26 protein-coding genes and 3 pseudogenes are annotated in these 26,792 nt (G+C 61.2%); 21 read left to right on the forward strand and 8 right to left on the reverse strand.

Going from position 1 to position 26,792, the window contains the following annotated elements:
- Positions 1-131: 131 nt before the first annotated feature.
- From ACVMIH_RS39405 to ACVMIH_RS39415, 3 genes and pseudogenes are all read right to left on the reverse strand, one after another.
- A pseudogene (locus ACVMIH_RS39405) lies at positions 132-539 on the reverse strand (IS701 family transposase); the annotation flags it as partial.
- A 489-nt stretch (positions 540-1,028) separates the two neighbouring features.
- Positions 1,029-2,276, reverse strand: a complete 1,248-nt coding sequence (locus tag ACVMIH_RS39410; protein WP_456865991.1) for a type II toxin-antitoxin system HipA family toxin — start codon at positions 2,274-2,276, stop codon at positions 1,029-1,031.
- Positions 2,269-2,604, reverse strand: a complete 336-nt coding sequence (locus ACVMIH_RS39415) for a helix-turn-helix domain-containing protein (RefSeq protein WP_456828429.1) — start codon at positions 2,602-2,604, stop codon at positions 2,269-2,271. The genes ACVMIH_RS39410 and ACVMIH_RS39415 overlap by 8 nt, the downstream gene beginning before the upstream one ends.
- Before the next feature lie 599 nt (positions 2,605-3,203).
- Between ACVMIH_RS39415 and ACVMIH_RS39420 the strand changes: the two genes are divergently transcribed.
- Together ACVMIH_RS39420 and ACVMIH_RS39425 are read left to right on the forward strand one after the other, a co-directional pair.
- The gene (locus ACVMIH_RS39420; RefSeq protein ID WP_456865994.1) at positions 3,204-3,350 is read left to right on the forward strand and encodes a hypothetical protein; all 147 of its coding nucleotides are present in this window, start codon (positions 3,204-3,206) and stop codon (positions 3,348-3,350) included.
- 166 nt (positions 3,351-3,516) lie between these two features.
- The gene (locus tag ACVMIH_RS39425; RefSeq protein WP_083992262.1) at positions 3,517-3,795 is read left to right on the forward strand and encodes a helix-turn-helix transcriptional regulator; all 279 of its coding nucleotides are present in this window, start codon (positions 3,517-3,519) and stop codon (positions 3,793-3,795) included.
- A gap of 75 nt (positions 3,796-3,870) precedes the next feature.
- On the opposite strand, the gene ACVMIH_RS39430 is transcribed toward ACVMIH_RS39425, so the two are convergent.
- Positions 3,871-4,227, reverse strand: coding sequence for a transposase (locus tag ACVMIH_RS39430; protein ID WP_456865996.1), 357 nt, complete (start codon positions 4,225-4,227; stop codon positions 3,871-3,873).
- Positions 4,228-4,385: 158 nt separating this feature from the next.
- Here ACVMIH_RS39430 and ACVMIH_RS39435 point away from each other — a divergent pair, with 158 nt between their 5' ends.
- From ACVMIH_RS39435 to ACVMIH_RS39475, 9 genes are all read left to right on the forward strand, one after another.
- Entirely contained in the window at positions 4,386-4,850 is a 465-nt protein-coding gene (locus ACVMIH_RS39435) for a DUF2840 domain-containing protein (protein WP_456865999.1), read from the forward strand.
- Positions 4,847-5,359 carry a S26 family signal peptidase gene (locus tag ACVMIH_RS39440; protein ID WP_456866002.1) on the forward strand — a complete coding sequence of 171 codons (513 nt, stop codon included), beginning with the start codon at positions 4,847-4,849 and terminating at the stop codon, positions 5,357-5,359. The genes ACVMIH_RS39435 and ACVMIH_RS39440 overlap by 4 nt, the downstream gene beginning before the upstream one ends.
- A 359-nt stretch (positions 5,360-5,718) precedes the next feature.
- Positions 5,719-6,246 (forward strand): lytic transglycosylase domain-containing protein, encoded by a 528-nt coding sequence (locus ACVMIH_RS39445; protein WP_456866005.1) that lies wholly within the window; start codon positions 5,719-5,721, stop codon positions 6,244-6,246.
- A gap of 424 nt (positions 6,247-6,670) precedes the next feature.
- Entirely contained in the window at positions 6,671-7,114 is a 444-nt protein-coding gene (locus ACVMIH_RS39450; RefSeq protein WP_456866008.1) for a transposase, read from the forward strand.
- Positions 7,115-7,650: 536 nt separating this feature from the next.
- Positions 7,651-9,414, forward strand: a complete 1,764-nt coding sequence (locus ACVMIH_RS39455; protein WP_456866011.1) for a relaxase/mobilization nuclease domain-containing protein — start codon at positions 7,651-7,653, stop codon at positions 9,412-9,414.
- A 36-nt stretch (positions 9,415-9,450) separates the two neighbouring features.
- Positions 9,451-11,439, forward strand: coding sequence for a conjugal transfer protein TraG (locus ACVMIH_RS39460; RefSeq protein WP_456866014.1), 1,989 nt, complete (start codon positions 9,451-9,453; stop codon positions 11,437-11,439).
- Positions 11,440-11,445: 6 nt separating this feature from the next.
- Complete coding sequence (locus ACVMIH_RS39465) at positions 11,446-11,883, forward strand: CopG family transcriptional regulator (RefSeq protein ID WP_456866017.1); 438 nt, start codon at positions 11,446-11,448, stop codon at positions 11,881-11,883.
- Positions 11,884-12,139: 256 nt separating this feature from the next.
- Complete coding sequence (locus tag ACVMIH_RS39470) at positions 12,140-13,603, forward strand: amidase family protein (RefSeq protein WP_456866019.1); 1,464 nt, start codon at positions 12,140-12,142, stop codon at positions 13,601-13,603.
- A 38-nt stretch (positions 13,604-13,641) separates the two neighbouring features.
- Positions 13,642-14,217, forward strand: coding sequence for a TetR/AcrR family transcriptional regulator (locus tag ACVMIH_RS39475; RefSeq protein WP_456866022.1), 576 nt, complete (start codon positions 13,642-13,644; stop codon positions 14,215-14,217).
- Positions 14,218-14,292: 75 nt separating this feature from the next.
- Here the strand turns inward: ACVMIH_RS39475 and ACVMIH_RS39480 are convergent, their stop codons facing one another.
- Positions 14,293-15,210 carry an NADP-dependent oxidoreductase gene (locus ACVMIH_RS39480; protein WP_456866025.1) on the reverse strand — a complete coding sequence of 306 codons (918 nt, stop codon included), beginning with the start codon at positions 15,208-15,210 and terminating at the stop codon, positions 14,293-14,295.
- Here ACVMIH_RS39480 and ACVMIH_RS39485 point away from each other — a divergent pair.
- A pseudogene (locus ACVMIH_RS39485) lies at positions 15,209-15,313 on the forward strand (hypothetical protein); the annotation flags it as partial. The gene ACVMIH_RS39480 and the pseudogene ACVMIH_RS39485 overlap by 2 nt on opposite strands.
- Here ACVMIH_RS39485 and ACVMIH_RS39490 read toward each other — a convergent pair.
- From ACVMIH_RS39490 to ACVMIH_RS39500, 3 genes and pseudogenes are all read right to left on the reverse strand, one after another.
- Positions 15,280-15,824: pseudogene (locus ACVMIH_RS39490) on the reverse strand (carboxymuconolactone decarboxylase family protein). The pseudogenes ACVMIH_RS39485 and ACVMIH_RS39490 sit on opposite strands and share 34 nt — an antisense overlap.
- A gap of 35 nt (positions 15,825-15,859) precedes the next feature.
- Positions 15,860-16,546, reverse strand: coding sequence for a nitroreductase family protein (locus ACVMIH_RS39495; protein WP_456866028.1), 687 nt, complete (start codon positions 16,544-16,546; stop codon positions 15,860-15,862).
- Positions 16,547-16,641: 95 nt separating this feature from the next.
- On the reverse strand, positions 16,642-17,619 hold the full coding sequence (locus ACVMIH_RS39500) for an AraC family transcriptional regulator (protein ID WP_456866031.1): 978 nt from the start codon (positions 17,617-17,619) through the stop codon (positions 16,642-16,644).
- A gap of 560 nt (positions 17,620-18,179) precedes the next feature.
- On the opposite strand from ACVMIH_RS39500, the gene ACVMIH_RS39505 reads away from it, so the two are divergent.
- The 9 genes from ACVMIH_RS39505 (at position 18,180) to trbF (ending at position 26,792) form a co-directional block, all read left to right on the forward strand.
- Positions 18,180-19,514 carry an MFS transporter gene (locus ACVMIH_RS39505; protein ID WP_456866034.1) on the forward strand — a complete coding sequence of 445 codons (1,335 nt, stop codon included), beginning with the start codon at positions 18,180-18,182 and terminating at the stop codon, positions 19,512-19,514.
- A 228-nt stretch (positions 19,515-19,742) separates the two neighbouring features.
- Positions 19,743-20,657, forward strand: a complete 915-nt coding sequence (gene trbB, locus ACVMIH_RS39510; protein ID WP_456866037.1) for a P-type conjugative transfer ATPase TrbB — start codon at positions 19,743-19,745, stop codon at positions 20,655-20,657.
- Positions 20,658-20,703: 46 nt separating this feature from the next.
- Positions 20,704-20,985 carry a TrbC/VirB2 family protein gene (locus ACVMIH_RS39515; RefSeq protein WP_456866040.1) on the forward strand — a complete coding sequence of 94 codons (282 nt, stop codon included), beginning with the start codon at positions 20,704-20,706 and terminating at the stop codon, positions 20,983-20,985.
- Positions 20,985-21,248: a VirB3 family type IV secretion system protein gene (locus ACVMIH_RS39520; protein ID WP_456866042.1), complete on the forward strand. Its 264-nt coding sequence runs from the start codon at positions 20,985-20,987 to the stop codon at positions 21,246-21,248. Before ACVMIH_RS39515 ends, ACVMIH_RS39520 begins: the two co-directional genes overlap by 1 nt.
- Before the next feature lie 10 nt (positions 21,249-21,258).
- Complete coding sequence (gene trbE / locus ACVMIH_RS39525; RefSeq protein ID WP_456866045.1) at positions 21,259-23,700, forward strand: conjugal transfer protein TrbE; 2,442 nt, start codon at positions 21,259-21,261, stop codon at positions 23,698-23,700.
- Positions 23,697-24,425 carry a P-type conjugative transfer protein TrbJ gene (gene trbJ / locus ACVMIH_RS39530; RefSeq protein WP_456866048.1) on the forward strand — a complete coding sequence of 243 codons (729 nt, stop codon included), beginning with the start codon at positions 23,697-23,699 and terminating at the stop codon, positions 24,423-24,425. The genes trbE and trbJ overlap by 4 nt, the downstream gene beginning before the upstream one ends.
- Positions 24,425-24,793: a putative entry exclusion protein TrbK-alt gene (trbK-alt, locus tag ACVMIH_RS39535; RefSeq protein WP_456866051.1), complete on the forward strand. Its 369-nt coding sequence runs from the start codon at positions 24,425-24,427 to the stop codon at positions 24,791-24,793. The genes trbJ and trbK-alt overlap by 1 nt, the downstream gene beginning before the upstream one ends.
- Positions 24,790-26,016, forward strand: coding sequence for a P-type conjugative transfer protein TrbL (gene trbL / locus ACVMIH_RS39540; protein WP_456866054.1), 1,227 nt, complete (start codon positions 24,790-24,792; stop codon positions 26,014-26,016). Before trbK-alt ends, trbL begins: the two co-directional genes overlap by 4 nt.
- A 92-nt stretch (positions 26,017-26,108) precedes the next feature.
- Positions 26,109-26,792, forward strand: coding sequence for a conjugal transfer protein TrbF (trbF, locus tag ACVMIH_RS39545; protein WP_456866057.1), 684 nt, complete (start codon positions 26,109-26,111; stop codon positions 26,790-26,792).

A 26,792-nucleotide genomic window follows, 5' to 3' on the forward strand; every position in this document is an offset into this window, starting at 1 on the left:
CCTGAAGCGGGGATGTTTATAGTCTGGGGCGAGGCGAGATTGTTCGTACTTCACGTACGGTGTTTGTCGGAGCATTCTCGCACGAACAGGTTCTAGCACTACGTTGGCAGATTTACGGATGCCATAGTTTTTCACGGATCCGTCTTCTGCAGCGTGGGCATTACTGAGATAGCCATCGAAGAATAAGATCGAGGATCGCGTGGCGTACGCCTGGCAGACTAGGCTGAGGCGGCGGTCCGTTGATTCGTTTTTCGCCCCCACTTGTGTGAGGCAACGATGTTGCAAGAAGGCCTAGGCGATCATGGTCATCAGCGCGTGGCGATGAAGACCTTGCCAGGACCGTCCCTCGAAGTGATCAAGTTTGAGTTCTTCTTTCAGCTGCTGATGGCGCAAATCCATCGTGCCTTGATGGTGGCGGCTAGTGTCCGCAGATCTGTCGCGGCGGGCAGGTTGGCGCGATAGTATTTTTTCTCCCCGGACGCGCGTTGCTCGTCGATGAGCCAAGCTTCGTCGCCTGGCAGATGCTGTTGACCCTTGTCCCATACGCTGGCCAATCCGATAGGTGACGTTCCGTTTGACGAAATCGTCAGGAGTCCTGCCCGGAACCGACTGACACGAAGCTTCCGAGGGAGGGAATTCATTCCGGCTGAGGTAAACAAAATCACAGCAGAGTCAGGCAAATCATTTGTTGCGGGAATCGACGGGTTTTGGGCGGAGTTGTCGGCGGGAGAGCAAGCCATGTTCTTGCAAAGGGACGATGTGTCGATCGCAGCTGAAGGCGATGATCGAAGCACCCTTCAGATCGGATATACGAGCAGCCGGCGACTGCATTTGTCGAGAGGCGCTCACCCGGCGCCAGCACGTTGACATGGGACAGGCTGCGAAGGGCGCCGAGGCGAGGGATGGCGTGGCCGGCTTCCGGGTCCCTGACATGGCTCGCCTCGAACGAGGCGGTCGCCGCATCGCCCTTGCAGGTCGCGACGAGCGCTTGATGTCGGCTGCCTCGAAGTTGTGAAGGAACGTTCTCGTCATTGCGCCAGCGCCCGCTTTAGATCCTCGTGCTCGAAGGCGCTGGCCATGCGGTTGATTTCGGCCGTGCGGGCGCCGACCATCTTAGCGGTTTCGCGCCAGGTTGCCGTCACGACGGCGACTTCTTTGATAATCGCGCGGGCCTGCGGCAGCGTGAGCGCGAAGAACTCCGATGCGGCCTCCAGCAGATCGAGCGAGCAAGTGCCCTCGTCGAGATCGATGTTCGTCGATAACACCCGGGCCTTGAGATCAGTCGGAACGGGATTGAGGTCGTATGCCGGCGAGAGAGACCATCCTGCCTTTCCCAGCCACAGGAAACCGTGGTTGCGGAGGTGATCGTCGACATTGGAGATCAGCACGTTGAAGACGACACGCCGATAAAGGGCATGGGCATCCGTTTTCCCTTGTGCACCGTGTTGAGCAAGGGCATCGACGATCTCCGGATAGCTGCCGCGCTCACCGTCCTTGGCGCCCATCATCGCCATCGCCGACAGGAACGGGATGCGGATCGCACCGTCGCGATCGAAGCGCCGCGACAGCATGACCGGCTTGCCGGCGACGTCGATCAGTTCGTGTTGCGGAGTGGCGATACCTGCCTGGCCAGCCAGCTGCAGTGCGATCTCTTCCCAGGTCTCCATGCTATAGTCGTCGGTCTCCTTCGGGAATTTCGCGATGGAGAGGCGACCATGTTGGTCAATGACTGAGGCCTTCGGGCGCCCACCGCCGAGGGAAGAGCCGGGGGCAAAGATGAGTTGGAGATCCTCATCTGTTTCTTCATCCCGGAGAATCCGCTCGGTGATTTGGAGCAACCGGCCGAGTTCGATCAGGGCAGGAACGCCGGCCCGGGTCGGTGCCTGGAAAACGTCGTCGCCGATCCAGCGGAAACGGAGCGCGCCTAGCCGGCTCTCGTCAGCGACGCCCAGCAGATAGTCGCTTTCCGCGAGGGTGCGAACAGCACGGCCCTCGTGTTCGGCGAGGCGGCGCTCGGCGCGCTGCATAAGACGGCGGCCCCAGGTGTCCGGCGCCGAGTCGCCGATGGAGCCAAAGATGGCCAATCGGGCAGGAGGAGCGAATGCGCCGCGTGTCAGTGCAAGTGCCGGCTCCAGCGAGAAGCGGTCCGGATCCTCAAGCCATGCAGCGTCGTACTCGAAGAGGATGGTCTCCGCGCCTCTGACGCGATTGCTCCTCGCCAACCCTATCGGGCGCGTGCGGCCGTCCAGATCGATGTGCACCTCGAAGTCAGCCATCGCGGGATGGTCCGGTTGGCCGCTTGAGGTGGACGTGCTTGGGAAGATCCGCGCTGGCGAGGGCCTGGCCGACGCTGTCGTTGCTGATGTCGGCGACCTGACCCAGGCCGTCGAGCAGGCCGAGTGCCTGCAGCACGCCTGCGTAGATGCCGATGCTGACGCTGGTGTCACCGGCTTCGACTCTTTGCAGTGTCGACCGGGACGTGAATGCGCGCTGGGCCACGACCGCCATCGGCAGCCGTCGGCGTCGACGGGCGTCGTGGATGTCCGCCCCAAGCTTGCGTAGCGCGCGTCGTACCGCAGCGGGAGGGTTGTGTGGAGTAGGCATTGTTGACGTCTTCATGCTTCAAATTCGGGAAATATGTAGCACGAAGGCTCCAATTTTCCTATGCGATAGACCCATGAGTTGAACGAGAGGAGGTGCTATATTACCTCAGTTCACGCCGGTGTCGGCCTGGAGTTTCGGACCTGTGCAGCCGCCCGCGCTCTGGCTTTCACACCGGCAGACTCGCTGAAGTGTCTGTCAATCTGAGTGAAGGGCCATTTGCTTCCGTCAGGATTCGATCGATTGGCAAGCCGGTGCCAGGGCACGGCCTCGATCCGAGCGGATCATTTCAGTTTTGAGCAAGACATAGCAGCCGAGCGTCACCGCAGGCGGAGCCTCACTCTTGATTCCGAGGATGACCGTGCCACGGTTCCGCGGAAGATATTGCTCGATCATCTCGGGCACCGCCGGAGCGCTTCTGTGGACCGTGAGAATTTCGCTCCAGCTTCTGCGCATCGCATCAAGGATGCTGCGGAACGCAAGCTTTCGGATATCCGGCGATTATGGAAGCGTGACCGACGTCGAGGCCCACTTCGCCGACATAGCGTGTCAAATAGCCGACGCTCCCATAGCGGCAGCTCGCCCTCCGCAACGAGTTGCGGATGTCCGAGCGCCCGCCGCGCATTGCTGCCGATGGCGTCTATCGAATCATCGCCGGAGCGCTGCTCGGCAAAAAATGCATTCCGACCGAGCTTAGAAGACACCGGCCCTCGCAATTGAACGATCCGAGGGACGGAGCCTCGCTCTGATAGATCGGCGGCTATTGCAAGGCCTCTGCGGCGAGCGCCTTCAATGGGGGTATCGAAAATCACCGCATCATCTTCGGCATCCCCCTAAGCACCTCTACTCCGCGATCGTGGCAGTCGACGCGCGGCGAACCTCGTACGCGCTCCAAAGGAGCACGGAGCTTTTTAAATGTCCGATCCGAACACGGATAAGCCGCCGCGTTACTTACGCACGTCCGAAGCCGCGCGCTTCTTGAGTTTGTCCGGCCGTACGTTGGAGAAACACCGAACCTACGGAACCGGCCCCGAGTATCACAAGATTGGCGGGCGTGTGGTCTATTCAGTAGCTGACCTGACAGCGTGGGCCAAACTCGGCAAGAAGAAGTCGACCTCGGATCCTGGTGTCGGCACCGTACTGCCCGCAAAACGGCGTGCGCCAATTCCCTATGCGGGCAAAGAGCGGCGCTAGGCCATGTCCGTTGGCAAATCCTCAGCGCACCGCCGCCGGTGTCGCGGCGCACCTCAGATCTTTTTTCCCGGCGAGCTACGGGCTTCCGAGACGCGGCTTGAAATTGTCGGGAATGCTCGTCAGGATCGTGATGGCCGCCTTGTGCGGCATCGCCCGCGTCAGTTCGTCGCCGCATTTGGTGACGCTCCCGATGCGACCGGTTTGCCCGGATTGATGGCGCCCTGGCGCCAATCCGAAATGGGCCCGGACATTGGTCGACCTCCTAAATCGTCTCGGATCCAGCGACACGTCGAACCCTGCGTGCAAGTCCATCGTTCGACTTCGTTGCCGACGGCTGGAATGCGCGTTGCGCTCCAGCCGCGAATCGTTGCGCGGCATCGTCGCCGTAGCGCGGCATGCAAGGGGGCACAGCCCAGTACTGCTGCTAGCCATAAATACTTGGGCTTCTTTCTGGCGGACCAGGCTTCAACTTTCATGGGAACTGACTGGCAACGTCAGGCCGCCAGGCCTGCTCACCTTCAGAAGAGGCACACGCGCTTCGCTCAGCCCAAAGCATACCGTTCGCGACTCGAGCGTCAGGGAGCGGCGGCATGAACGATCTCACGGAAGTGGAAGTCTTGTGGCTCGAGAAGCGTATCGAAAACCGCATTCGGTTCGGTCATGTTGTCAAGGAACGAAAGCTTGATCGTCACCGGCGTGTCCTGTCATTTGCACCGGGCAGCATCTTTGCCTTCGTCCGTTGGACATCCAACGACTTTGGCACGATCATCTCGCGGATTGACATCTTGCGCGCGGTCGCACCGGGACAGCGCTGCTCGACCGTACCCTATGTGAGGCCCGGCGGAGAGATCGTGCTGCGGCTGTCTGGCTGGCCGAAGGTCGAGCGCGTGTTGCAGATGATCGATGCCGTCGAGGCGCTTGAAATCGATCCGGCTGACGTCGCTCCCGATCATTGGCATCACGTTCATAACCGTCTGTCCGTCAACGAAAACCCGCGTCCATACACGAGAACGCGCCACCAGGCCTGGCTCCATCGTCGCAGAGTGATGCGATGACGAGCCGCCTGATGACGCTGACCACGACGCTTGCGGCCGCTGCCGCGCTCATCGCGACGATCGTTCTGGAGCCACTTCCACTCTACATTTGGAATGCATCGGCAAGCGTGCCAATCGGTCTCTACAGCATACGACCGACGAAGCGCTTCCATGTCACCGAGCTGGTCGCCGTTCAGCCGCCGGAGCCGCTTGCGACCCTCCTCGATTTGAACGGCTATCTTCCGGTCGGCGTCCCCATGCTAAAGCGGGTCTTGGCACTGCCCGGGCAGACGGTCTGCAGAAGCGGGCTCACGATTTCGGTGGACGATGTTGCGGTGGGCGAGGCGAAGGACCGCGACGGACGCGGCCGGCCGCTGCCCAAATGGCAGGGCTGCCGCGTCGTCGGCGAGGGCGAGCTCTTTCTCATGAATTGGCAGTCGGACGACTCTATGGACGGCCGATATTTTGGCTTTCTTCCGGCGTCGGCGGTGATTGGCTGTGCGCGCCCGGTGTGGACCTGGGAGGAGTGACCGTGCGTGTTCTACGTGTTTATCCCGCTATTCCTCGGTTGGATCGGTTGCGGGACCATTCCTCCGTCCCAGCCAGCGCGCGCAAGCCTGGCGGGCGCAGCGGTGGTCCAAATGATCGGCGCGAAGCGGCTTTACGCTGCACGGGCGCGAGCACGATAGCAGACTTGGCTCGGTCAGGTGTGCCTGTTTGGGTGGTCGTGTCGCTGCTGCTTGCTCTGACCGCATCGGACACTACCGCTCTGGCCCAAAACGGGTCCGCTGCGCTCCCAGCGATCTGTCGAACCAACCACACGCTTCCGGCCTTCATCGAAGAAGCCTCACGACGCTTTGCGATCCCGGCGCGGTGGATATGCTCGGTATTGAGCATCGAAACTGCTGGGGACATGCATGCTAGGTCGCCCAAGGGCGCAATGGGATTGATGCAGATCATGCCGGCGACTTGGGCGGAACTGCGCCAACGCTATGATCTAGGGAGCGATCCGTACGATCCGCGTGACAACATTCTGGCCGGCACGGCGTATCTCCGTGAACTGCTCGACCGCTACGGTTCGCGCGGCGTTTTTGCTGCGTACAACGCGGGACCAACTCGCTACGAAGAACATCTCGCGGGAGCCCCTTTGCCAGACGAGACGCGAGCATATGTGGCAAAGCTTGCAAATTTGCTTAGCGTCCAACCGCCGCCGTCGTGTGCCGCGAGCTGGATGTCATCAGCAGCTGCGACGCTGTTCGTTGAGCGAGCTGACCAGATGGAAGCGCGCGGTAGGCCGACAGCGCTCGTGCTCTCGCGCTACGCAACGATCGCAATCTCGCCGCGCGATGTTACGCAGATGGCCCCCAGGCGTACTGGCGTTTTTGTAGCTCGATCGGACTCGAGGGCATTACGATGACCAGCAATGGCTTGCTTCAGCAAACAATCGGCGGAGGAGCGAGAACAGTGGGCAGGCACGACATTTGCGTCCGGGGGCTGCACAGGATGTCATGTCTTGACGAGACTAGCGGCCTCGGCCGGCAATGCGTCGACTCGGCCAGCTCCTACTCTGTGCGGGGCCCTGCCATGGCAGCTGCCGCCTTCGCGATCACTGCTTTGGCTCGCTCTATCGCGGCGCGGAATTCCCCGCTCTTCCAAGTATCAACCGAATGGCCGTCATCGCACGACTCGTCTGTGACGTCTTGCGCGCGTGAGACCAACTCGCGAAGCACTGCAATAGCTTCGGAGAGCAGCTTGGCATTCAACTCATCGCGGGACGACCGCGTCACCGCCATGTTGGATGTGCGTCGCGCCATCCTAGAGGGTACGATTGGCTGCACCGTGTGCTGCTCCAGGTCGTCCTGCGTGATGATGTGTGGCGGCGCCTGATGACGGTTCCCGGCGTCGGTCCCGTTGCGGCCCTGTCGTTCAAGGTCGGCGTCGATGATCCCCGGCGTTTCGCCAGAACGGTAGGCGAGCATTTTTGTTTGGCGCCGAGTCGGCAACAGTCCGGCACGCCGATCGATTACGAAGGGCGCATCAGCAAACGGGGTGATGTCGCAGTGCGCGAGGCGGCCGCAAGCCTGCTGCTGCGGGTCAGGAAATGGTCGGCACTGCCGGCGTGGGGCCTGCAGATCGCCAAACGGTCGAGCATGCTGTGCGCGATCACCGCGGTCGCGCGCGAGCTTGCGAGCATTCTGCCTCGGATGTGGGTCAGTGTGACCGACTTCCACGTCGGGTTCGGCGCCAAGATCACGCAACGGCTGCCGTTGAAGCCTGCACGGTAGCCGCGGTGCAGATGATGACGGATTAGCGTTGGGTTTGCGCCCGGCATGTTGAGGAGGAACGAAACTAGAGATCCGCGCGCGGTGAGCGTCCCCTGGCGGGGCCGCGAAACGGGGAATGTCCGCTATCCTGCTGCCGCCCTTCGGGACGGGAGCCGCACTGCTTGGACAGCCCTGTTTATGAACCTGATGAAGAGCATGCGACGGCCGAAGTGCTGAACGCGAAGGAACGCATGGACCCCGCCTGGTGACTGTAACCACAAGCGCGGCGTGGTGACGTTTGTGCGTTGTCGATGGAGAGAGTCTGTCATGGCTGAAGTGCGAAGAGTCGAAGAAAAGCGTGGGAATGAGTTGACTTTGAACGCCCGATTAGGAAGGCGAGATAAAAGGGGCTCGCCGGTCGAACCACAAGCCATTGACATGGCTTGGGTTCCGGCGTGCCGGTCGGTCGGGGCGCGTGCCGCGCCTAAGACTTTCCCCAGAACATTCAAACATGTCTTCGGCACTGTAGGTGTCGCTGCGTTCTTCGAGGCCCGGTCATGACCGCAGGCGACAGCGACCTGCGAATTCGGCCTGGGCGCATTCGCAGTACACGCGCGCCAAAGCCCAAGAGCTTCATCAACCAGGTGCTGCGGGCGGCGAAGAAAGCCGGACACACCTCGGGTCAGACCGTAGCCGGCAGGCGTTCGGCGGCCCATGGACGCTCGACGTTTGGCCGTGGTCGCCTCGCCTTTAGCCGCGCCAGATTGTTCAGCTCGACGCGGCGCGTTGTGGTGAAAGCGCGCGTGGTTCGGCACAAAGGCCTAGCCTTCCGCTCAGCACCACTGACCGCCCACCTCTCGTATCTGAAGCGCGACGGCGTGACCCGGAGTGGTGAGCGGGCCGAGATGTTCGATGCCGGCAGCGACCGTGCTGATGGCCCTGCTTTCGCAGGACGGTGCAAAGACGACCGGCATCATTTCAGGTTCATCGTCTCGCCAGAGGATGCCGGCGAGATGACCGACCTGAAGGCCTTTGCCCGCGATCTCGCCAGGCAGATGGAGACCGATCTCGGCACGCGGCTCAATTGGGTTGCTGTCGATCATTGGAACACCGACAACCCTCACGTCCACCTTCTCGTTCGGGGAGTAGATGAGGAGGGGGCGGATCTCGTGATCTCCCGTGACTACATCAGCCAAGGCCTGCGCTCCCGCGCCGAGGAACTGGTCGCCTTCGAATTGGGTCCAAAACCGGAGCACGAGATCCGCAATTCGCTGGAGAGGGAAGTCACGGCGGAACGATGGACGCGGCTCGATCGGGAGATCCGGCTGGCGGCCGATGAGACCGGCACTATCGATCTTCGCCCGGAGAATTCCGGCAAGTCCGATCCCGAGATCCGGCGCCTGATGGTCGGTCGCCTTCAACACCTGGAGAAGATGGGTCTTGCTGCACCCGCCTCGCCGGGGCAGTGGATGGTCGGGCTCGAGGCCGAGCATAGCCTGCGTGACCTCAGCATGCGCGGCGACATCATCAAGACCATGCACCGCGCCTTCACCGAACGTGGAGAAGCGCGCGGCGTTGCCGACTACGTCATCGAAGGTGGACAGCCAACGTCCCAGATCATCGGACGACTGGTCGACCGTGGATTGCATGATGAACTGACTGGCGAAGCCTACGCCCTGATCGATGGAACGGACGGCCGCGCTCACCACGTGCGCTTCCGAGGGCTCGAGGCTTTCGAACATGCTCCGCCGGCCGGCGGCATCGTCGAAGTCCGACGCTTCGGTCAAGCCGGCGATCCTCATCCCACCGTGGTGCTCGCGACTCGTTCCGATCTCGATCTCGGAGCGCAGGTCACTGCAAAAGGGGCCACCTGGCTCGACCATAGACTCGTCGAACGCGACCCCATGCCGCTCGCCATGGGCGGATTCGGCCGCGAGACCCGCGATGCCATGGAAGCCCGAACCGAGCATCTGATCCAGGACGGTCTGGCACGGCGGCAGGGCCAACGCATCATCTTGCAGCGCGATCTCCTCAACACGTTGCGCCGACGTGAATTGGACGAGGTGGCCGCAAAGGTCTCAGCCGACACGGGCCTGCCTCATGTGGAGGCCGCGTCCGGGGAGCACGTGGTGGGCACGTATCGCCAGCGGTTGACGCTCACCTCGGGACGCTTCGCCATGATCGATGATGGGCTCGGCTTCCAGCTCGTGCCCTGGTCGCGCGAACTCGAAAAGAGGCTCGGCCAACACGTCACCGGCGTTGTGAAGGACGGCGGTGGCATCGAATGGGGCTTTGGTCGGAAGCGCGACCTCGGCCTCTAGCAATCTCTTCAATTCAGTTGCGGAAGGGCGTTCGCGATGTCAGGTACCAAAATCCTGTGGAGCCAGGTGATCGTTGTCGGCCTGATCGTTTTGCTGGCCATCTGGGGAGCAACCGAGTGGACGGCTTGGCGGCTCGCCTATCAACCGGAGCTTGGGCGACCCTGGTTCGAACTGTTGGGCTTCAAGATCTACTACCCGCCAATCTTCTTCTGGTGGTGGTTCGTCTACGATGCCTACGCGCCTCAGGTCTTTGTCGAGGGGGCCTTCATCGCGGCGTCGGGGACCTTCGTTTCGATCGCGGTTGCGATAGGCATGTCGGTGTGGCGCGCGCGCGAAGCCAAGAATGTCGAGACCTATGGTTCTGCGCGCTGGGCTGATGCGGAAGAGGTTCGAGCGGCGGGACTTCTTGGTCCGGATGGTGTGGTGCTCGGCAAACTCGACCGTGACTACCTTCGCCATGACGGGCCGGAGCACGTCTTGTGTTTTGCACCAACCCGATCCGGCAAGGGCGTCGGTCTTGTCGTCCCGTCGCTGCTGGCTTGGCCTAGCTCGGCCATCGTTCACGACATCAAAGGCGAGAACTGGCAACTGACCGCGGGTTTCCGCTCGCGGCACGGCCGCGTCCTGTTGTTTGACCCCACCAACCCGAAGTCCTCAGCCTACAATCCGCTGCTCGAGGTCCGGCGCGGGGAATGGGAGGTTCGCGACGTCCAGAACGTGGCCGACGTCCTGGTCGACCCCGAAGGCTCCCTCGACAAGCGGAACCATTGGGAGAAGACCAGTCATTCGCTCCTGGTCGGCGCTATCCTCCATGTTCTCTATGCCGAGGCTGACAAGACTTTGGCAGGCGTCGCCGCTTTCCTGTCCGACCCGAAGCGGCCGATCGAGGCGACGCTGAAGGCGATGATGACCACCACGCATCTGGGCGAGCAGGGCGCCCATCCCGTCGTCGCCTCGACCGCGCGCGAACTCCTCAACAAATCGGAGAATGAACGTTCCGGCGTCCTGTCCACCGCGATGTCGTTTCTCGGGCTCTACCGTGATCCCGTCGTGGCCCAGGTGACCTGCCGTTGCGACTGGCGGATAGCCGATCTGATCGCAGATAGCCGTCCTACGACGCTTTACCTGGTGGTGCCGCCCTCCGATATCTCGCGGACCAAACCATTGATCCGCCTGGTGCTGAACCAGATCGGCCGACGCCTGACCGAGAACTTGCACGCCCGTGACCGCCGGCATCGAGTCCTGATGATGCTCGACGAGTTCCCGACACTGGGGCGGCTTGATTTCTTCGAGTCTGCGCTCGCCTTCATGGCGGGGTATGGCATCAAGAGTTTCCTGATCGCGCAATCGCTCAATCAGATCGAGAAGGCCTACGGGCCTAACAACGCCATTCTCGACAACTGTCACGTCCGGGTCAGTTTCGCGACCAACGACGAGCGGACCGCCAAGCGGGTGTCCGATGCCCTCGGTACGGCGACCGAGATGCGGGCGATGAAGAACTATGCGGGACACCGGTTGAACCCGTGGCTGGGGCACCTGATGGTCTCACGGCAGGAGACGGCGAGACCGCTGCTGACGCCAGGCGAGGTCATGCAGCTTCCGCAAATGGACGAAATCGTCATGGTCGCCGGCACGCCGCCAATCCGGGCGAAGAAGGTCCGCTACTTCGAGGATCGGCGGTTCACCGAGCGGGTTCTGCCGCCGCCCGATCCGGCGAGCGCTGGTCGATCATCGCGAACGGACGGATGGTCAGCGCTCGGACCGTTGAAGCCGACGGCAGGTCCAACAGACAAAGCTGCAGGGGCCGAGGAGGACACGGCGAACAGCGGGCTCCGTCGTGAGCCCGAACTCCCAGATCATGTCGCGATCGTCAAGGAAACGACCGAACCGACACCGGCAGAGGAATTTGCCGCCGTTCTTGACGACGACGAGGATCCGATCCGTCAGTCCCGGCTCATACGCCAGCAGATGCCCGGTGTCGCCCGTCAAGTCGCCATGGACCCGAATGACGGTATGGAGCTCTGAGGCAGTATGCGCGACCGGATGAACGTCTACTTCCCGCCAGAGCTTCTGAAGCAGATATCGGACCTTGCCGATCGCAAAAAGCTTTCCCGGTCTGCGATCGTGGAGGCAGCTGTCGCTTCGTTTCTGTCACCGGACGGCGCGGATAGGCGGGAGGCAGCGTTCACTCGTCGCCTGGATCGGCTGTCGCGTCAGATGCAGAGGCTGGAGCGCGACATTGGTTTGACGGCCGAGACCCTGGCTCTGTTTATCCGTTTCTGGCTGACGATTACGCCGCCGCTGCCCAACGATGCGCAGGCGGCCGCGCAGGCAAAGGGCAGGGAACGCTTTGAAGGATTTGTCGAGGCGCTCGGGCGCCGTCTGCAAAAGGGGCAAAGCTTTCTGCGCGAAATTCCAGAAGATATTCGCCGGCAGGAACCGGAGGATGAAAAAACTAGCGGAGTCTAGGCTTTTGTCGCGTTTCCGACGTCCAAAGGGAAATCGATCATCGCGACCGAGATCGGCGCTCGTGAGCCCAAGCGGCGTCCACTTCCAAAGCTCGCCGATTCAGTCCAGCGCCGTCGGACCTCACGTTCATGTGTACCGAGGAGCTGCTCCTTTCTATTGAAGTACGATCGTAATTTAATATTACGATCGTAATGTTATCGGCTGAGCGGCTGTATCGCGGCAGCCGATTGCCGCAAACCGCTCTTGCGAGGTCTTTATGAACGACATCACCGCCATTTCGCGCCCCATGGCTCAAGAAGAACTCATGGATCGCTCCTCGCTGGGGCTCGCGGCCGCTGCAGCAGCTATTCGGCGTGGCGAAATCAGTTCGGAAGCATACACCGCTGCGCTTCTGTGGCGTGCCCGAACGCTTGCCGGGCTTAATGCCTTCATCACCCTGAACGAGACGGCCGTGTTGGAGGCTGCGCGGGAAGCGGATAAAGCACGTGCCGCCGGATCGGCGGCTCCGCTACTGGGCGTGCCACTCGGAGTAAAAGACAGTTATCTGACGAAAGGGTTGCCGACGAGCCTCGGCCTCGACAGCCTCGCTCACTTCGTGCCACGCGAAGATGCGGACGCTGTCGATGCCATAAAGCGTGCGGGGGCCTTCGTCTTCGGGAAGAACAATCTCGTTGAGATGTCCTACGGCTTGACTGGCCATAACGCACGTTATGGCCAAGTGAAGAATCCGCATGCACGAGACCGCGTGTCGGGCGGCTCCTCGAGCGGTTCCGCCGCATCTGTGGCCGCCGGCCTCGTTCCCGCGTCATTGGGCGGTGACACCGTTGGGTCGATCCGGGTCCCGGCATCGTTCTGTGGCGTGGTGGGATTCAAGCCAACCACCGGACGATGGCCGCGCAAGGGCGTTGCTCCAATCTCCCACACGCTCGACACGACCGGTGCATTTGCTCGAAGCGTCGAGGATTGCGTCCTGCTGGATCAGGTCGTGACTGGCGAGCAGACTGCCGAAATTTCCGATGGCCATGACCTGAAAGGAGTCCGACTGGCCTTCGCGCCGCGGCAGTTCCTGGATCTGGTGGACTCGGAAGTCGAGGCGCGCTTCCGTGAGGTGGTGCGGCGGCTGCGGGACGCCGGCGCCGAAATCGTCGAGGTGGACTTTGGTGCCGATTTCAACGCCGTCGTCCAAACTGCGACGTGGGGAATCTTCGCCCATGAAACCATGGGCGCGATCTCGGACTTCCTTCGCCGCCACGATGTTCCAACCACATTCGATGCCATTTACGATGGGCTTAAGCCTCAACTTCGGCAAGCGTGGGCACACATCGTACTGCCGGACGGTGCAGGGGCAATCTCAGCGGATGCCTATCGGACGGCGCTCAACGTGAGCCGGCCGGAAATCCAGCGCCGTCTCGATAAGGCATTCATCACCCAAGGCGCGCAGGTCATTCTGCAGCCTACCACGCCTTGCACGGCACCTTTGATCGAGGAGCGGGCGACAGTGCATATCGCGGGACAGGACGTCAGCTATCTCGCCTTGGCAAACCACACCGTCTCGGCGAGCAGCGTGGGGATGCCGGGAATCAGTCTTCCCGTTGGCTTGTCTAGCACTGGACTGCCGATTGGCCTCGAGCTTGACGCCCCCTTAGGAAGCGACGGGGCGCTTTTCGTCCTTGCCCGCAAGATCGAAGGCGTCCTGGACGACAAGTCAACTGCGATCTGACGCGACTGGGTGCGGAAAATTTCTGGAGTTGAGAGAAGATGCGTTTCGAGAAAGGCCACAAGTCGGCGACACGTCGGCACATAATCGATGTGGCATCGAAGTGTATGCGCCGGGACGGCATCTCCGCCACCGGGATTGCCGGGATAATGGGCGAGGCCGGTCTAACCAAAGGAGCCTTTTCTCCGCACTTCGACTCCAAGGACACCCTTGTTCGGGAAGCGCTGGCGAGAGCGCTGGCTGACCAGCAGCATCGGCTTGAGGAAGATCAGCTCAAGGGCCTCGATCTCGAAGGCGCAATCCGGAGATACTTAAACTATGCTCACCTTGAAGACCCTGGCGACGGGTGTCCCTCCGCGGCGTTGCTTCCGGAAATCGCGCATCAGTCTCAGAACACCAGGGAAGATTACGAGAGAGCGCTGGAAAGCTACGTTGGGACTTTGGCGGCGCTGCTACCCGGCGCAGATTCTGCCGCGAACCACCGTCGGGCGAGGGCCATCTTCGCTCTCATGGTGGGCACCCTACAGTTTGCGCGGGCTATCCCCGACGCTGCCAAAGCGCAGCAAACTTTGGATGGAGGCATTGAAGCCGTGCTGCACTTGGCGCGAGTTCCATGATTCTAAATCAAGACAGCGGAGAGGCTCAGATCGGAGAACCTTGTGAGAGCTGAGCCCCTCGTCCTGCCCAAGCTCTTACGAGCGGACGTGAATAATCGTCTTGCCCTGGCGTCGCTGGGCCGAGTTGAAGTTGGCGACAGCATCGTCGAGAGAGGAGACCTTTCCGATGTTTGTCCGCAGTCTTCCGTCCCGCACCCTCTGGACGATCTCACTCAATTGACCACGATCGGCCTCCACGACGAAGTCGATGGCCAAACCGTCTAGCGGCCGAGCCTGCACCGGGCCGACGACGCTCACCAGCGTCCCTCCGGCTCTGACAAGGGCTGCAGACTGCTTCTGGACGTCGCCGCCGATGACGTCGAATGCGAGATCGACGCCGCCGATATCTTTGAGGGCGTCGTTCTCGAGGTCGACGAATTCATTCGCGCCGAAGTCGAGCGCTTTCTGCCGGTCGGCTCCGCGTCCTGTTCCGATGACATAGGCGCCGGCCTCTCGTGCGAGCTGAACCACCATGGAACCGACCGCACCGGCGGCACCATGCGCAAGCACGCTCTGGCCTGCCTGAAGGCGGCCGTGTTGGAAAAGCCCCTGCCACGCGGTCAAGCCCGAGATCGGCAGGCTTGCGCCCACCTTGAAATCGACGTCACCTGGCAATGGCGCGAGATTGCGCGCCTCGATGGCAATATATTCAGCTAGCGTGCCATCGCGGTACCAATCAGCAAGGCCGAATACGCGCTGTCCCACCGACAGTCCCGTCGTGCCGTAGCCAAGCGCCATGACGATGCCGGCGAATTCGTGCCCAGGGATCGACGGAGTTCTGTTCTGCTCGCGACGATCGGTCCACGTCGAGGGCCACTCCAATTCCGTCGGAACGAATCCCGATGCGTGAACCGCTACGATGACGTCGTTGATCGCTGGTTGAGGTTCGGGTCGGTCCACCAGCTTCATCCCGCCAAATCCGGCAGCCTGGTCCGTCGCAATAATCGCCTTCATCTTCGACTCCTCTGTGTGTGGTGTTTTCAGATTCCGAACTTCCCGATCTGCGAACCGGCAGGACCGTGCTCAGATCGAGCCGGCCGGTGCCACCGCGGGGAAGTCCTTGTCGGGATTGAACACGTTGTTGAAGAAGTTCGTCAGGGAGTACTGGCCACAAGCGCGACGATCTCCATGATGTTCGCATCCGTGTAGCCCGCATCGCGGACGGCTTGCAGATCGGCGTCCGTGACATGGCCGCGGCTTTCGATGATCTTGCGTGCAAACTGGACGGCGGCATCCCGCTTCGGGTCGCTTGCGTGACCCTTTCGGGCGAGAATTATGTCCTCCGCCGGCAGCTTGGCCATATGCTCCGCCGTGAAGCTGTGCACCGTCAGGCAGTAGTTGCAGCCGTTCGCTTCGGAGACCGCAAGGCCGATGCTGTCGCGCGTCTTGACGTCGAGCGCCTTGCTCAACGAGCCGAGCAGAGTGGTCCAGGCGTTGAACGCGATCGGGCTTTGCGCGAAGGTCGCCATCATGTTTGGAGTGAACCCGATGTTCTTGGTGAACGTGTCGAGGGTCGGTTTCGAAGCAGCCGGCACGTGTTCCGGCTTCAGAGCGGCGGCTCTGGCCATGATATTTCTCCTCAAGTGATCGATTTCAGGGTTGGTTAGGCGAAGTGCAGCACGTCGGCCACGGGCAGACGCGGCTTCTGCGGCCAGTTGCCGGGCCGCTCCGGCCCGACGGTCAGCAGCATGACCGGGACTTCGTCTTCGGCCAGGCCGAACTCTCTGTGCACGGCCTCTGCATCGAAACCGATCATCGGTGTCGAACCGAGGCCTAGCGAGCGGGCTGCATAGATGATGGCTGCGCTGCCGAAGGTCGCGGAGCGTACGGCCTCGTCGCGCTGGCGCTGCGGTTGATTGTCGTACAGGCCGCGAGCAGGCCCCTCCCATTCCGGCACTATATGTGCCGGCATGATCCCGGCTTCCACGACGGGCGCCAGGCGATCAGGGACGGTGCTGGCATCGGCCAACTGACCAATGATGATGAAGGTGACGGCTGCTTCGGTGATCGCGGGCTGATTCCAGGCGATCGGAAGCAGCCGCGCCTTTGCTTCGGGTGAGCGCACGGCGATGAAGCGCCAGTTCTGCAGATGGAAGGATGTCGGCGCTGATGTGCCGATCCGCACGAGGTCACGGATTTGATCGTCGCTGAAGACGGCTGTCGAGTCGTAATATTTCGCAGCACTGCGGCTCAGAATGGTTTCGATCACGGCGTTGGTCGGCAGCGGCCGCCCAAGCGAACGGGAGGTTTCCGGATCGGCAGCGGCAACGGTTGTAGCGGTGTGGTTCATTGGGTTGCTCCGTTATCAAGTGATGACGGAGCCCAATTTACCGTTGGGAATGATCGTTTCGAGCCTCTATTGGCTCAATTTGGTGCTCAAAAGGATCATTCTGACGGCGACCGAGACTCATCGCCGTTGTGCGCCAGTCGGCGCCATTCCCCCGGCGTCATCCCCATCCTCTCCGCAAACACTCGCCGGAATGCCGAAACGGATTGATACCCGACCGTCTCAGCCACAGCTTCCGTACTGATCCTTGGGTTCTTGAGCTCGTTGGCGGCCATGCTCATGCGAAGATCGGTCAATAGGTCGAGGGCGGAGCGGCCCAACTTGTCCTGAAAGTGGCGCATAAATGTCGCGCGTGACATGCCGCATAGATCGGCCAGATCGGGAAGTTTCCAAGGTCGCGCCGGATCCGCGAACATCGCCGCAATGGCCGCTGCCAATCTCGGATTGCCGGCAAGGGCCAACAAGCCTTCAGTGGATTTGCCGGCTTCGCTCGCGGCGCGTAGAACCAAAGTGAACAAGACCGAAGAAAGCGCGTTGAGAATGGCGCGTCCTCCCGCTCTGTCACTTGCGGACTCCATTCGCATCAGCCTGACCAGTCCGGAAAGTTGACTCGATGCCGACGGGATGTCCTCTTCTCCATGGCTTTCCATGGCCCGCACCACCAGATTTGCCGGCAGGTAGTTGCGGACCAGTCGATCGTGAGGTGGCGCGACGAAAAAACGTCCGCACAGCAGATCGAGTTGCTCCCCCCATCCATCATTCTCGCTCAACATCCATCCTGCGGAGCCCTTGCTTTGGTGCGTGCTGATTGGCGTTTGGCCGCTGCCGTCGTGCAGCACATGCGCCGAACCGTGCGGGAGCAGCACGACATCCCCGCTTCCAAGCTCCTGCATCGTTCTAGAATCAGGGTCCTCGAAAATGGCGCGGCCGTTGACGATGACATGGTAGGGGATCTCGTTCGCCGCGGCCCTCGGCCAGATAAGACGCCATGGTGCGCCGTAGGCGCAGCGGACCTCGAGTTGGCCGGTAACGGTGATGATCTGCAGGAGATGACTCAACCAGTCGACTTGAGACATAAGACCTCGAAAACGTGAATCGACGACGCATCATATCAATTTAGCGACGCGTTCGGCGACAGGCTTGGCGTTCCGGCCTCATTGATTGCGGCGACGAAGGCAAGAACGCTCATTGCTGATACGGCGGTGAGTTCAGTCATCATCAATACCCACGTTGAACATGGGTGCTCAGGACGCCGCACGAGGTCCGGCGGCGCGAGCTGTAACTTTGAACGGCCTCTATCTGGTCGACTGCGGCGCCCCGTTTTTCCGGATGGCGATGCGGCCATCGATATTTTACGGGCGCGGCACCAGCAACGGCAACGGGTAGCCATCATCGAAATCCTGAGAGGAGCGAAGGCGAGTCGGCTTGTGCCCCGAGCCCTCATGCACGAGTGTCCGGTTCATTGTCGCCTTGCAAGGGTAGAGCGGAGCTGATGAACTTATCGGTTCGCGCCCGAGCAAAAATCACATCGGCCTACCTTTTTCTACGCCAGTCTACCATGGCAACAATTTAGCCAAGCGCACAAAAGGCTGGTCGCGCTATCGGCTCGCACGAGCTGACAGCAAGAGGGGCCTGTATGCAAATTTCTGGGACATGGAGTCTCACAGCGCGCGTATTTCTCCCGTTTGCTGTCGGATACTATCTTTCGTATCTGTTTCGAACGATCAACGCCTTGATCGCCATTCATCTCAGCTCGGATACCGGCCTTGGGACTGCCGACCTCGGGTTGCTTACGTCAGTTTATTTCCTTGTTTTCGCGACGGCTCAGATCCCCGTCGGCATATTGTTGGACCGATTTGGTCCGCGTCGCGTCCAAAGTGTCCTGCTATTGCTCACAGCAGCGGGCGCCGGACTGTTCGCGGTATCGACCAGCATCCTGTCACTTTTGATCGCGCGTGCAATGATCGGGCTTGGTGTGGCGGCGGCGCTAACGGCAGGACTGAAGGCCATCATCCTTTGGTTCCCCAGGGAGCGAGTTGCATTGCTGAACGGCTACATGATCATGCTGGGATCGCTGGGAGCCGTAACCGCTACGGCTCCCCTCGAACATCTGCTCACTTGGATGAGCTGGCGTCAGCTCTTTGAGATCCTGGCGGCCGCGACTGGTGGCACGGCCATTTTGATCTATGTCGTGGTGCCCGAACGAGGCATTGTCCCGTTGATAGCGTCAACCCCCGCGACGCTAAGCTCCGTTTTTAGAGATCGACGCTTTTGGCGAATGGCCCCATTGTCGGCGACTTGCGTTGGATCAGCTTGGTCCCTGCAGGGATTGTGGGCATCGCCGTGGCTGACCGACGTGGAGGGGCTTGATCGCTCGAGTCTCGTCAGACAGCTTTTCATGATGTCGATCGTGCTCAGCGCCGGTGCCTGGTTGTTTGGTATAACGGTCCATCACATCAAACGAAGGGGAATCGGGGCAGAGACGATATTAGCCTTGGTTACAGTGCTGTTTATCGCAGCCGAATTAGCCTTGATCCTGCGAGGGCCTCTGCCGTCCATCTTGCCCTGGTCCGTTGTCGCAATTGTCGGAACGGCAACCGTAGTCAGCTTCACGGTGATTTCGGATTACTTTCCTCCGGAGCTTGCCGGTCGTGCCAATAGTGCCCTGAACGTCCTGCACTTTGGTTGGGCATTTCTGGTACAATCCGCGACAGGTCCCATCCTCGAGCAATGGCCTGCGAATGATGGCCATAGGCCCGTCCAGGCCTATCAAGTCGCGTTCGGCCTCAGCGTAGCACTGCAGATCGCGGCGCTGGTCTGGTTCGTGCTGCCTTGGCGACGATCCTTCTCCTCATGGATGAGTTCAATCCTCTTCTTCAAGCCGGCTGATGTTTCCTACGCTGTCGAGTCAGTCGGGTTGTATGAGGATTCGGTCATACTCGTGCCCCCGGATGACGATGCGGAGTGGTGAGCGGTAGCTCGCCGAGTACGATACGATTGAGTAGGCCTAAAACATCAGTTCTCACTCTTTCTTTTTCTACGCCAGCGTACGATCACGGAAGCCGCTTGTTGCGCCAAGTCCATCGGTGCCTTTTCTAATGATCCCCATCTGAGGCGCTCTTTGGGCGTCCTCATCCGGTGGGGGCGAACGGTGTCAATCCATTCCATTCAATCGGAAGCGAGCTCGCGCGGTGCGCGAATGCTGCGCAGTGCGCTTGGTTCTGCGATTGCCGGCTACCTCGAAGACGAAGCGATCATCGAGGTGATGCTCAACCCGGATGGGCGGCTGTGGATCGACCGGTTGTCGAATGGCCTGATCGACACAGGCGAAACGCTGTCCGCGGCTGATGGCGAGCGCATTGTTCGCCTGGTCGCTCATCACGTAGGTGCCGAGGTGCATGCCGGCGCGCCGCGGGTCTCGGCCGAACTGCCAGGGACCGGCGAGCGCTTCGAAGGTCTCCTGCCTCCCGTCGTTGCAGCACCGGCCTTTGCTATCCGCAAGCCCGCCGTCGCTGTGTTTACGCTCGACGACTACGTCGCCAAGGAGATCATGACCTCGGCGCAGGCCGGGATCCTGAAGAACGCGGTCGCTGCACGGAAGAACATCCTCGTCGCCGGTGGGACATCGACCGGCAAGACAACATTGACGAATGCGCTCCTGGCCGAGGTGGCAAAGACTGCCGATCGGGTCGTGCTGATCGAAGATACCCGCGAACTTCAGTGCAAAGCGCCCAATCTTGTAGCGCTCCGGACCAAAGACGGCGTGGCCACGCTATCGGACCTCGTTCGGTCCTCGCTGCGCCTACGACCTGATCGCATCCCGATTGGCGAAGTCCGAGGTGCCGAGGCGCTCGATCTGCTCAAGGCCTGGGGTACGGGCCATCCCGGCGGCATCGGCACTATTCATGCGGGCACCGCGCTCGGTGCGCTGCGGCGGCTCGAGCAACTCATCCAGGAAGCCGTCATCACGGTTCCGCGTGCCCTGATCGCGGAGACCATCAACCTCGTTGCTGTGCTTGCGGGGCGCGGCGCTGATCGTCGTCTCGCTGAGCTTGCCCTCGTCACCGGGCTCGGGGCCGCCGGCGACTACAACCTTTCATCAGCAGGAGACTGACATGCGACCGCAATTTCGTCTTCGTCGAGAAGCTGCTTCACTGGCCATGTCCGGGATGGTTCTTTTGGCGTCGGCACCGGCATGGGCTGCCGGCTCGAACATGCCGTGGGAACAGCCACTCAATCAGATCTTGCAGTCGGTCGAAGGTCCGGTCGCCAAGATCATCGCCGTCATCATCATCGTCGTGACCGGGCTCACGCTCGCGTTCGGGGACTCGTCAGGTGGTTTCCGCAGGCTGATCCAGATCGTGTTCGGTTTGTCGATCGCGTTTGCCGCCTCGAGCTTCTTCCTGTCGTTCTTCTCCTTCGGCGGCGGCTTGGTGATCTGATGGATGATCAGGTGGCAGGCTTTGTCGTGCCCGTTCATCGCGCGCTCACTGAGCCAATCCTGATGGGCGGCGCGCCGCGGTCGGTTGCGATTGTCAACGGCACGCTTGCGGCAGCCCTTGGGTTGGGATTGCGGCTCTGGATCGCTGGTCTCGTCCTCTGGTTCTTCGGCCACATGGCCGCGGTCTGGGCCGCCAAGCGCGATCCCGCCTTTGTCGATGTGGTGCGTCGACATCTGCGCATTCCCGGTCATCTCGATCTCTGAGTCCTCCGTCATGATGAACCTTGCCGAATATCGTCATTCCAACGCGCGTCTCGCCGACTTCCTGCCCTGGGCAGCTCTCATCGACGAGGGGATCATCCTGAACAAGGACGGCTCGTTCCAACGGACAGCAAAGTTCCGGGGACCCGACCTCGACAGCGCAGTGCCTGCTGAACTCGTCGCTGTTGCCGGTCGCCTGAATAATGCCTTGCGTCGCCTGGGATCGGGCTGGGCCGCATTCGTCGAGGCGCAGCGTCATTTTGCGGGGACCTACCCGCCTAGCTCCTTTCCGGATGTCGCCTCTGCGTTGGTTGACGCGGAACGCAGGGCTCAGTTCGAGGAGGCGGGTGCTCACTATGAGTCCAGCTATTTCCTGACCTTCCTCTATCTTCCTCCAGAGGAGGGGGCCGCCAGGGCAGAGCAACTGCTTTACGAGGGGCGTGACCGTACCGTTGGAGCAGATGCCCGGGAGGTGCTGCGTGGGTTTGTCGACCAAACCAACCGCGTGCTCGGCCTCCTTGAAGGGTTTATGCCCGAATGCGCCTGGCTCAATGATCAGGACACGCTGACGTACCTGCACTCGACGATTTCGACCAAGCGTCATCGCGTTCGAGTGCCCGAAATTCCCATGTACATCGACGCGCTGTTAGCCGACCAGCCGCTGACCGGCGGGCTCGAGCCGATGCTGGGTTCGGCCAATGTGCGGGTTCTGACGATAGTGGGCTTTCCGGGGGCGACGACACCGGGAATTCTGGATGACCTGAATCGCCTGGCGTTTTCATATCGGTGGTCGACCCGGGCGATCATGTTGGACAAGACCGACGCCACCAAGCTGCTGACCAGGATTCGTCGGCAGTGGTTCGCCAAGCGAAAGTCGATTGGCGCCATTCTCAAGGAGGTCATGACGAACGAGGCGTCGACGCTGCTCGATACCGACGCCCACAACAAGGCGCTTGATGCCGACGCGGCGTTGCAGGAGCTGGGGTCGGATCAGATTGGACAAGCTTTTGTTACGGCGACCATCACTGTCTGGGACCGCGATCCCAACGCTGCCGATGAAAAGCTGCGGCTGGTCGAGAAGGTCATCCAGAGCCGCGACTTCACCTGCATGATCGAGACGGTGAACGCCGTTGAAGCCTGGCTCGGTAGTCTGCCGGGGCACGTTTACGCCAACGTGCGGCAGCCGCCAGTCTCAACTCTCAACCTCGCCCATATGATTCCGATGTCAGCCGTGTGGGCTGGCGAGGCGAGGGATCTGCACTTCAAGGGTCCGCCGCTTCTGTTCGGCAAGACCGAGGGATCGACGCCGTTCCGATTCTCGCTCCACGTCGGTGACGTCGGCCACACCCTCGTGGTCGGACCGACGGGGGCTGGCAAGTCGGTCCTGCTAGCGCTGATGGCGCTACAGTTCAGGCGTTATCCGAACTCTCAGGTCTTTGCATTCGATTTTGGCGGCTCGATCCGGGCGGCCGCGCTCGCGATGGGCGGCGATTGGCATGATCTCGGCGGCGCATTGTCTGACGGGGACGAAAACCCCGTCGCCCTGCAGCCGTTAGCCTGGATCGATGATCCTTCCGAGCGAGGGTGGGCGACGGAATGGATCGGCGGAGTCCTGGCGCGGGAAAAGATCGAGATTACGCCGGAGGTCAAGGATCATCTGTGGTCGGCGCTGACGTCTCTTGCTTCGGCGCCGAGGGAGGAGCGGACCCTAACTGGCCTGTCAGTCCTACTCCAATCGAACTCTCTGAAACGCGCCTTGCAACCCTATTGCCTCGGCGGTCCATCCGGGCGCCTGCTCGATGCCGAATTCGAGCGACTTGGCGAAGCCTCGGTCCAGGCTTTCGAAACCGAAGGCTTGATCGGAACGAGTGCCGCGCCGGCCGTTCTGGCGTATCTCTTCCATCGTATCGGGGATCACCTCGACGGCCGGCCGACGCTCCTTATTGTCGATGAAGGTTGGCTAGCCATCGACGACGAGGATTTCGCCGGTCAGCTCCGAGAATGGCTGAAGACGCTGCGGAAGAAGAACGCCTCCGTCATCTTCGCCACCCAGTCGCTTTCTGACATTGATGGCTCTGCGATTGCGCCGGCGATCATCGAAAGCTGCCCGACGCGCCTGTTGCTGCCGAACGAACGGGCGATCGAACCGCAGATCACCGCCATCTACCGCCGCTTCGGACTCAACGGTCGTCAAATCGAGCTTGTGAGCCGGGCAACGCCGAAGCGCGACTACTACTGCCAGTCCCGTCGCGGCAACCGGATGTTCGAACTTGGCCTTGGTGAGGTCGCACTCGCATTCACTGCGGCCTCTTCCAAGACGGACCAGGCAGCCATTGCGCAGCTCCTCGCCGAGCATGGACCTGATGGCTTTGTGCCGGCCTGGCTCCAGCACCGTGGCGTCGCCTGGGCCGTCGATCTGATTCCCAATCTCGTCAATCTGGAGAAATCTCTATGAGGCGTCTCGGCTTATTGGCGGCTGCGGGCACTATCGCGCTGGTGCTTGGCGTCGCGGTGCCCGCACGGGCGCTGATCGTCTTCGATCCCAGCAACTACGTTCAGAACGTCCTGACAGCTGCGCGGGAACTCCAGCAGATCAACAATCAGATCACCTCGTTACAAAACGAGGCGCAGATGCTGATCAACCAGGCGAAGAACCTGGTAAGCCTGCCGTATTCGTCGCTGCAGCAACTGCAATCATCGATTCAGCGGACCCAGCAATTGCTGGCCCAGGCCCAGCGCATCGCTTACGACGTACAGCAGATCGACCGCGCCTTCTCAACCAGCTACGCGCCAGCTACCAGCAGCCAGTCGAACCAGTTGCTGATCTCCAATGCTCAGGCGCGTTGGCAGAATTCCTATGCCGCAACGCAAGACGCGCTTCGCGTCCAGGCTGGCATCGTTGGCAACCTCGACACCAATCGCATCCAGACGTCTGCCCTCGTAGCATCTAGCCAAGGCGCAAGCGGCGCCCTGCAGGCAACGCAAGCTGGCAATCAAATCCTTGCGCTGAACGCGCAGCAACTCGCCGATCTTACGGCTGTTGTGACGGCGCAGGGCAGGGTGCAGAGCCTTGAAGCCGCTCAGCGCGCATCGGCCCAGGATCAAGGACGAGAACAGCTTCGTCGGTTCCTGACACCGGGGCAGGGCTATCAATCCTCCAACGTGCAGATGTTTCACTGATGACGGACGTAAAGGCATTCAAAGCGCTGTCGCTGCTTACGACAATCGGCCTAGCGGCCGTGGCCGCCTGCACGATTCAGCTGCGTGGCGGAGACAATTCTCCGCCGACACCGAGGGCGGAGCAGACAACAGATGCAACAAACTCTGACCTTGCACGCTGCCGTGGCGTCACTCCGGAGGAGACGGCAGGCTATCGCCACTGCCAGCAGATTTGGGCCGAAAACCGGCGTCGCTTCTTTGGCAAGAAAGACGGCGTTGTAGTTCCCGGCCACGATGACTCGGTCAGTTCGACGCCTGCCCCAAAGGATCAGAGCCGGATGCCGCAGGGATTTTCGAACCTGGCGGCGCCTGAGGCGAGCAAGCCATGACTGGTACGGGGATCATTGACCAGTTTCTGGAAACGTTCACGCGATATATCGACAACGGTTTTGGACTGCTCAGCGGCGATGTCGGATATCTCGCAACGACCCTTGCTGCGATCGACATCACGCTTGCTGCGTTGTTCTGGAGCTGGGGGCCGGACGAAGACATCATCGCGCGCCTCGTCAAGAAGACGCTTTTCGTGGGAGTCTTCGCCTACCTCATCGGCAACTGGAACAGCCTCGCGCGCATCGTCTTCGAGAGCTTTGCCGGTCTTGGGCTGAAAGCATCTGGCGCAGGCCTCTCCGCGTCAGACTTCTTGCGGCCGGGAAAGATCGCTCAAGTCGGCCTCGACGCCGGCCGACCGTTGCTCGATTCGATCTCGAATCTGATGGGCTACATCAGTTTCTTCGAGAATTTCGTCCAGATCGTCGTTCTCCTGTTCGCCTGGGTCGTGGTGTTGCTCGCCTTTTTCATTCTGGCGATTCAGCTCTTCGTCACCCTGATCGAGTTCAAGCTCACGACGCTGGCCGGCTTCGTGCTCATCCCATTTGGCCTGTTTGGCAAGACCGCCTTTGCGGCGGAGCGGGTCCTTGGCAACGTCATATCTTCAGGGATCAAGGTTCTGGTTCTTGCCGTTATCGTCGGCATTGGATCGACCTTGTTCTCACAGTTCACCGCTGGCTTCGGCGGCGCTCAGCCGACCATCGAAGACGCGATGACGCTTGTCCTTGCCGCGCTCTCCTTGCTGGGCCTAGGCATCTTCGGTCCCGGAATCGCCAACGGCCTGGTGTCGGGCGGACCCCAGCTCGGCGCCGGTGCGGCGATTGGAACGGGCCTTGCCGCTGGCGGTATTGTTGCGGCAGGCGCAGGTGTTGCCGCCGGTGGCGCTGGTCTCGCTGGCGGCGCGATTGCAGGCGCCGCGCGCGGTGGCGGCGCTGTCATGAGCAGAGCATCAGCCGCCTATCGAAGCGGCGGCCTTACTGGCGTCGCGGAGGCTGGCGCTTCGGCTGCGATGAGTCCTTTGCGTCGCGCAGCGGCTGCCTTCGGCGGTGGGCAGGCGGGCGAGCAGGCCGCGAGCACCTCGGCCGAAGGGCAGCCTGATTGGGCGCGCCGCATGAAGCGTGCTCAGACCATCCGGCATGGTGCCTCGGCTGCTGGCCACGCGGTCCGCTCGGGCGATCATGGTGGCAGCGGCTCCTCCGTCGATTTGTCCGAAGGAGAGCGCTGAGACGCACCACTGCACCCCCGCCGCACAGCAGCGCCTCAAATCCCTCCATCGCACGACTTGAAACCGATCACTTGATACCAGGGCAACCATCGATGTTTAAGCGCACTTCCGTTCATTACGGGCGCACGCCCGAACCGGTCACACCGTATCAGAAAGCAGCGCAGGTCTGGGACGAACGCATTGGATCGGCGCGTCTGCAAGCCAAGAATTGGCGCCTGATGGCGTTCGGTTGCTTGACGCTTTCAGCCGGTCTCGCTGGTGGGCTTGTCTGGCAGTCAAATCAAGGATCGATCACGCCCTGGGTGGTCGAAGTCGATCATCTCGGCCAAGCCCAAAGGGTTGCGCCGGCCAACATCGACTATCAACCCACTGATGCGCAGATCGCCTACCATCTGGCGCGCTTTATCGAGGATGTCAGAGGTCTGCCAGCCGACGGCATCGTTCTACGCCAAAACTGGCTCCGGGCCTATGATTTTACGACCGATCGCGGCGCCGCTGCGCTCAACGACTACGCGCGGAACAATGACCCCTTTGCCAAGCTGGGTAAGGCGCAGATCTCAGTGGAAGTCTCGAGCGTCATTCGCGCGTCGTCAGAGAGCTTTCGGGTCGCATGGACCCAACGCAGTTACGACAACGGCACGCTGAGTTCGACCGAACGTTGGACTGCAATCCTCACGATTGTGATCGAGACGCCGCGCGATGCCGAACGCCTGCGCAAAAACCCCCTTGGCGTCTATGTCCGTGCCATCAACTGGTCGAAGGAGTTGAGCCAGTGA

It is taken from the genome of Bradyrhizobium sp. USDA 4503, assembly GCF_054055815.1.